Below are 6,808 nucleotides of genomic sequence, written 5' to 3'. Positions count from 1 at the left end.
CGCTGCCGGCGTTGAACCCGTACCACCCGAACCAGAGCAGTCCGGTGCCCAGCGCGACGAGCGGAATGGAGTGCGGTCCGCGGTCCACGACCTTGCGCTTGCCGACGTAGAGGACGGAGGCGAGCGCAGCGATGCCGGCGATGTTGTGGACGACGATGCCGCCCGCGAAGTCGAGGACGCCCCAGCTCGCCAGGATGCCTCCGCCCCAGACCATGTGAACGAACGGGAAGTAGACCAGGGTGAGCCATCCGGTCAGGAAGAGCATGTAGGCCTTGAAAGTGACGCGATTCGCGAAGGCACCGGTGATGAGAGCGGGGGTGATGATGGCGAACATCATCTGATAGGCGCAGAAGACGATCATGGGAATCGTCGAGTTGATCGGCGAAGGCGTGTCCAGCGTGATGCCGCGCAGGAAGGCCCAGTCGAGATTCCCGACGATCCCGGCGACGTCGCTGCCGCTCTTCATGTCGCCGCTGAAGCAAAGCGAGAAACCGAAGGTCCACCAGAGGACCGTCGTCCAACCCATCGAAACGAAGCTCTGCATCATGATGGCCAGTACGTTCTTGCGGCCGACGAGGCCGCCATAGAAGAACGCGAGCCCGGGCGTCATCAGCATGACCAGGCTGGCGCAGAGCAACATGAATCCGGTATTTCCAGTGTCGATCGTCATCTCGAACCTCTCGTGGACGGCTTCTTCGCAAATGAAGAAGCGCGGGCGCAGCGACGCCGGGAGCGAGCAGTCGAACCGGGCGAAGCGCGTCTAGGGTAGCGCCGGGAAGCGCGGATGAAACCGCCCGAATGGGGCGGGAACCCCGGGTAGCCCTCGAGCCGCGTCACTTCGCCGAGGCGGCTGCCCTTTCGGGCTGAGCGGGATGGAGCCCCCTCCGGGCGGGCGTCTCTCAGTTATCGTCGGCGGGAGAACGACACCAGGAGATCCGATGCCCGAGACCACCTCCAATATCGAGATCGCGCAGGTCCTCCACGAGCGGAGCCACGGGGGCCACTCCTCGCCCATGCGCCGGCACGCGTGGATCGAGATCCTCGAAGCAGTGGTCCTCGCAGCGGTCGCCGTCCTCACCGCCTGGAGCGGGTACCAGGCGGCGAAATGGGATGCCGAGAGCGCCGAAGCCTATGCGCGGCTCGCGACGACCACGGTGGAGAGCCAGGAGCTGCAGACCCTGGCCGGACAGGATCATCTCTACGATGTCGTCACCTTCGATTCCTGGATGGAGGCCAAACACCAGCAGGACGAGGCCCTGGCCCGCTTCTTCGAGAAGCGCTTCCGCCCCGAGTTCGCTGTCGCCTTCGTCGCCTGGATGAAGACGAACCCGTTCGACAATCCGCAGGCACCCACCGGACCGAGCTCCCTGCCGGAGTACAGAAGCGCGCGACTCGACTCCTCGAAGGAGCTCGCCGAACAGGCCAGGGTCTTTTTCGAAACCGGCGTGCGCACCCGCAGAACCGGCGACGAGTACGTACGCATCACCGTCGTGCTCGCGACCGTCCTCCTCCTCACCGCCCTGGCGCAGCGCTTCCAGATCCGGCGGGTTCGCCTCGGCCTGCTCACCGTCGCCTCGGCGCTGCTGACCTACGCCACCTTCCTGATCGTCACCTTTCCCCGCGTCTAGGGAACGGCCCGAGGTCCCTCGGGTTCGACAGCTCCGCCGGGCAGCCAGGCGCGGAGGCCGTAGAGGCACATCAGCAGGAACACCGCGTAGAGCAGGGCCGTCAGGTGCAGGTCACGCGACAGGTAGAGCGGCACGTAGAGGGCGTCGACGACGATCCAGACCAGCCAGTTCTCCAGCCGCTTGCGGCAGAGCAGGTACTGCGCCACCAGGCTGAGGACGGTGGTCGTCGCGTCCCAGAAGGGCGAGGCGCCCTGGACCTCGACCAGCACCCCCCAGAGGCCCCAGGTGGCGAGCGGCGCGAGTGCCGCGAGAAGCAGCCATTCGGTGACCGGTGTGCGCGAGATTCGCAGCGCCCCGAGGCGCTCGCCGCCGTAGACCCAGTTCCACCAGCCGTAGACCCCGAAAGCGAAGTAGACGACCTGGAGCCCCATGTCGGCGTAGAGCCGGCTGTGCCCGAAGAGAAGGAAAAAGACCAGGTTGTTCGCCAGGCCCAACGGCCAGTTCCAGATGTGCTCGCGCACGCACAGCCAGACGCAGCTCCCGCCGGTTGCGAAGCCGAGTGCCTCCGTCATCGAGAGCGGCCACCACTGCAACCCGGCCGCCACCAGCAGCGCCGCCGAGAGAAGCGCCATGAGACCCACCTCCAGCCCCGAGAGTACCGGCTGCGGCGCTCTCGAGGTCGGGCTCGCCGGCTCGCCCGTCAGGGGAATCGACAAGGCGAGAGGCTCGTCGGTGGGTGTCAATGGGCGCTGTCGGGCGATGTCGGGCGACGAGGAGCGTCGGCGGGCGTCGGCGCCATCAGGGGAGCGCGAGTGGCGGGAGGGCCGGGACGAGCTCGAGCTTCTGGCTGGCAAGACTCGCGCGGTAGGTCTCGACCTCCCTGGCGTAGAAGGCGTTCAGGTCGGCGAGAGCCGCATCGAGCTCCACGCGCGCCTGGCGGAGATACGCGAGATGGGTCGGGTTCGGGCGACTCCAGGACGAGCCGAGGTAGCCGCGCACATAGTAGAGGCGCGAAATCACGTCGGTATCCGGGGTGATGCCCACCGTGTCGCGCGGCCACCAGAAGCGCTTCTCGAGCTTCTCCAGCCCGTCACGCACGGCTTTCGCCTCCGCGCTGAGCGGCAGGTCCTTCTCCTTCACCGCCTCGTAACGCAGCGCCTCGGCATGTGCGAGCCGGATGCGTTCCGCGACGGCATCGAGATCACGCCGCGTCGCCTGAATGCGCTCGATCGCCGCGACCACCGCGTCATTGAGTCTTCCGGCTTCGAGCACCGCATTCCAGCGCACCTGCCAATCCTCCGCGCTGTTGCCGGAACTCGGGTCGGCGATCACATGGACGAACGTCCGACGCTCCTCGCCGCCGAGCGAGAGCACGATCTCATAGCGCCCGGGCGGGACCTGCGGACCGGCCGGAATGGCGCCGCTCTCCTCGGGTGTGTTCGAAGGCGGGCTCTTGAAGGCGTCGCGCGAAAAGTCCCAATAGACCCGGTTGAGACCCCGCTTCGCCTCCACTTTCAGCCGGCGGACACGCAGGCCGGCGTCATCGAGGATCTCGAGGGTGGCCTTCGCGGCCTGCGCGGCGTCCTCCTTCTCGGCTTTGCCCCCGCCGGCCTTTCCCTGCCCGGCAGGGCTCGAGGCGGAGGGGTTCTTGTCCGTCTTGCCGGCCTTCAGGTTTTCCTGGCGGCGCTCGGCGATGCGGCGCTCCCGGTCGCGCTCCGGATCGGCGATCGGCAGGAGGTCGCCGTTGGCGATGAAGTGGATAGCGGCACCGTAGGGCCGGTTGGAGCCGCGAAACTCGGTGGCGCCGAAACCGAAGCCGCCATCCTCCGAGAGCATCCAGTACTGCGCCCGGTCCGCCACCGGAAAGAGCCGCAGTTTCTCGGAGAGCGCCTGCGCACCGAGGCCGCGCAGCGGCGAGATGTCGTCGACGATCCAGAGCGCCCGGCCGTGGGTCGCGATGATGAGGTCGGATTCGCGGGGGTGGATCGCCAGGTCCATGACCGAGACGGTCGGGAAGCCGTTCGACCAGCGGGTCCACTCCCTGCCGCCGTCGAGCGACAGCCAGAGGCCGAACTCGGTGCCGAGGAAGAGAAGATCGGGGTCGACCGGGTCCTGCACGATGGCGAGGGCGTAACCGCGCAGTGCCGGCGTCGCGAGACTCCGCCAGCTCCGGCCGAAGTCGTCGGTGCGATATACGTACGGCGTCCAGTCCGACCGCCGGTGGTTGTCGAAGACCGCGAACGCCGTGCCCGGCGAATGGGTCGAGGCGTCGATCGCCGGAATCCAGCTGTTCGCCGGCACGCCCGGGACGTTGCCCTCGACGCTCGTCCAGGTCGAGCCGCCGTCCCGCGTCACCTGCAACCGCCCGTCGTCTGTGCCGGCCCAGATCAGTCCGCGCTCCTTTCTCGACGGCTCGATGGTCACGATCGTGGTGAAGGTCTCGGCATTCGTGACGTCGGGCGTCAGGCCGCCGCTCTGGTCGGCCTTCTGCCACTCGGGGTTGTTCGAGGTCAGGTCGGGCGAGATTGCCGCCCACGTCTCGCCGCGGTCGGTCGAGCGGTGCAGGAACTGGCTCCCCAGGTAGACCGTCGCGGGCTCGAACGGATCGACCGCCAGTCCGGCGTTCCAGTTGAAGCGCAGCCGGACCCCATCGACCGGCGCCGGTTTGATGTCCTTCACCTCGCCGGTGCGCACGTTCCAGCGCATGAGGTTGCCGCCCTGCCAGAGCGCGTAGCCCTGCTGCGAGTCGGTCGGATCGGGCAGGGTCTCGAAACCGTCGCCGCCGGCCAGCGCCCGCCAGAAGTGATTCCGGATGCCGCCGTTCTGACGCACCGACGACGGTCCGCGCCACGAGCCGTTGTCCTGCAACCCGCCGTAGAGGTTGTACGGCACGTCCATGTCGAAAGCCACATGGTAGAACTGCGCCAGCGGCAGATTGGAGACGAAGCGGTTGCTCTGGCCACCGTCGTGGCTCACCGAAACTCCGCCGTCGTTGCCGGTGATCAGATGACGCGGGTTGGCGGGATCGATCCACAGGGCATGGTGGTCGCCGTGGATCTCGTCCCAGCGGACGAGTGTGGCGAAGCTCTTGCCGCCATCCGTCGACAGGCGCACCGTATAGTCGAGGCTGAAGACCCGGTTCGGATCCTGCGGATCGATCCGCAGCTCACCGAAATAGAACGGCCGCGGATTGACGTTGGGTTCCGAGTTCACGCTCTTGAAGGTTCGTCCTCCGTCGTCCGAACGCAGCAACGCGCTCTTCTCCGCTTCGACCATCGCGTAGACGATCTCGGGATGCGAGCGCGAGAGACCCAGCCCGATCCGTCCGAGCTCTCCTTCGGGAAGCCCGTCCTCCTCTTCCAGGCGCTTCCAGCTCTCACCGCCGTCGAGCGAGCTGAAGAGGCCGGAGCCCGGGCCGCCCGACTTGAAGAAGTGCGGCCAGCGGCGGTACTGCCACATCGAGGCGAAGAGGCGGTTCGGACTGCCCTCGACCATCGCGACGTCGGCGCCGCCGGTCTTCTCGTCCACGTAGAGGACCTTGCGCCAGCTCTTGCCGCCATCGGTCGTCTTGAAGATGCCGCGTTCGGGGTTCTCGCCCCATTCGCGGCCCAGCGCCGCCACCCAGGCGACGTCCGAGTTGTCGGGATGCAGCACGATGCGGTGGATGCGCTCGGTGCCGTCGAGGCCGAGGTGGGTCCAGGTCTCGCCGCCGTCGAGCGAGCGGTAGATGCCGTTGCCCACCGACGCACTGTTGCGGACGTTGCCCTCGCCGGTGCCGACCCAGACGATCGCGGGATTCCGGCGATCGATCGCGATCGCGCCGATCGCGGCGACCGGTTGGTCGTCGAACACCGGCTTCCAGGTGATGCCTGCGTCCTGGGATTTCCAGACACCGCCGGTCGCGGCGCCGGCGTAGACGATGTCGGGATTCGACTCCACGGCCGCGATCGCGGCGATGCGACCGCTCATGCCGGCCGGGCCGATCGAGCGCGGCGCGAGCCCCGAGAGCAGATCAGCGTCGATGCCGGCGGCAGCAGAGCCGGCGAGCGAGGCGATCGCGACGACGGCGCAGGCGGCCCGGCACACCAGCGTCGAGACCGTGTTCCCTTGTCGTCCGGGCAGCGTTCGTTCCATCAGCGTTCGCATGTCGTCTCCCCTTTTCCGTGGATCCTATGAAAAACCGCGTCGCCTCGCGCGCCGCCGCGCAGCTACAATGGAGCCGTGCCGAGAACTACCCAGCAGCGCACCGCGATCCGAGAGGCGTTCGAGCGCGCCGATCGCCCGTTGTCCCCGGCCGAGGCGCTGGAGGTTGCGCAGGAGCGCGTGCCGGGACTGGGAATCGCGACCATCTACCGCAACGTCAAGGCCCTGGTCGAAGAGAACTGGTTGGCGGAAGTGCTGCTCCCGGGCGCTCCGAGTCGCTACGAGGTGGCGGGGAAGCACCATCACCATCACTTCCGCTGTCGCGTCTGCGACCGGGTTTTCGACGTCGACGCCTGTCCACCGGACCTGCGCGCGCTCACCCCCCGCGGCTTCAAGCTCGAGAGCCACGACATCACCCTCTTCGGGCGCTGCGCGACCTGTGCCCGCGGCTGAGCTGGATCGCAGCGCTGTCTTGCGCCGCCGCCCGCTCGCGGCGGCTGCGGTCCGCACGGCCGCAGGGCTCGTCGCTACCCTCACCCTGGCCGCCTGCGGCGATCCCAGGCCGCCCGCCGCGACGCTCCGCCCCGCGCCGCCGACGGAAGCCGCCGGAGCCCTCGGAGCCGGCGCCACCATCGTCGAACCGTCGCGGGTGCGCCACGAAGGCATCCTCGTTCCGGCCGGCGAAGCGTTCAGCTGGTCGCTCCCGGGACCCGCGTCCGGGCGTCTGCGCTTCGCCTGGGCGGCTCAGACACCGGGGGCGGCGACGCTGACCGTCGAGATCGCCGGTGTGCCCCCGAGTCCGGAGATGCCGGCGATCCAGCGCACTTTCGACGCGCGGGCCGGGCTCGCCTACGAGGACATGGCGATCGCGACCGACGCGCCCGCCGCCCTCACCTTCGTCTCCGACGCACCCGCCGGCGTCGTGATCTCGGATCTGCGGATCGTGCAGCCCAGCCCGCACAACGATGCCCTGATCGTCCTCCTCCTCGACACCACGCGCCGCGACGCGATCGGGCTCTACGGCAGCCGGCGACCGA

Annotated in this window: 6 protein-coding genes; 3 read left to right on the top strand and 3 right to left on the bottom strand. The window is 68.3% G+C overall.

The window, feature by feature from the left end; all coding sequences use genetic code 11:
- A partial coding sequence (locus KBI44_20915; protein MBP9146946.1) for an ammonium transporter occupies positions 1-670 on the bottom strand: 670 nt, incomplete at its 3' end.
- A 268-nt stretch (positions 671-938) separates the two neighbouring features.
- Between KBI44_20915 and KBI44_20910 the strand changes: the two genes are divergently transcribed.
- Positions 939-1,628 (top strand): hypothetical protein, encoded by a 690-nt coding sequence (locus KBI44_20910; GenBank protein ID MBP9146945.1) that lies wholly within the window; start codon positions 939-941, stop codon positions 1,626-1,628.
- On the opposite strand, the gene KBI44_20905 is transcribed toward KBI44_20910, so the two are convergent.
- Together KBI44_20905 and KBI44_20900 are read right to left on the bottom strand one after the other, a co-directional pair.
- On the bottom strand, positions 1,625-2,260 hold the full coding sequence (locus KBI44_20905; GenBank protein ID MBP9146944.1) for a nicotinamide mononucleotide transporter: 636 nt from the start codon (positions 2,258-2,260) through the stop codon (positions 1,625-1,627). The genes KBI44_20910 and KBI44_20905 overlap by 4 nt on opposite strands.
- A gap of 166 nt (positions 2,261-2,426) precedes the next feature.
- Complete coding sequence (locus KBI44_20900; protein MBP9146943.1) at positions 2,427-5,774, bottom strand: hypothetical protein; 3,348 nt, start codon at positions 5,772-5,774, stop codon at positions 2,427-2,429.
- A 75-nt stretch (positions 5,775-5,849) separates the two neighbouring features.
- On the opposite strand from KBI44_20900, the gene KBI44_20895 reads away from it, so the two are divergent.
- Together KBI44_20895 and KBI44_20890 are read left to right on the top strand one after the other, a co-directional pair.
- Positions 5,850-6,224 (top strand): transcriptional repressor, encoded by a 375-nt coding sequence (locus KBI44_20895; protein ID MBP9146942.1) that lies wholly within the window; start codon positions 5,850-5,852, stop codon positions 6,222-6,224.
- A gap of 19 nt (positions 6,225-6,243) precedes the next feature.
- Positions 6,244-6,808 (top strand): hypothetical protein (locus KBI44_20890; protein MBP9146941.1); only part of this gene is annotated, 565 nt, incomplete at its 3' end.

This window comes from Thermoanaerobaculia bacterium (assembly GCA_018057705.1).
Lineage (GTDB): Bacteria > Acidobacteriota > Thermoanaerobaculia > Multivoradales > JAGPDF01 > JAGPDF01.
The sequence above is the reverse complement of the archived record's forward strand: the minus strand, read 5'-3'. Positions and strand labels throughout refer to the sequence as shown.

Coding starts and splice junctions, on each gene's coding strand:
- KBI44_20910 (MBP9146945.1), top strand. CDS start 939: ATGCCCGAGACCACCTCCAATATCGAGATCGCGCAGGTCCTCCACGAG.
- KBI44_20900 (MBP9146943.1), bottom strand. CDS start 5,774: ATGCGAACGCTGATGGAACGAACGCTGCCCGGACGACAAGGGAACACG.
- KBI44_20905 (MBP9146944.1), bottom strand. CDS start 2,260: ATGGCGCTTCTCTCGGCGGCGCTGCTGGTGGCGGCCGGGTTGCAGTGG.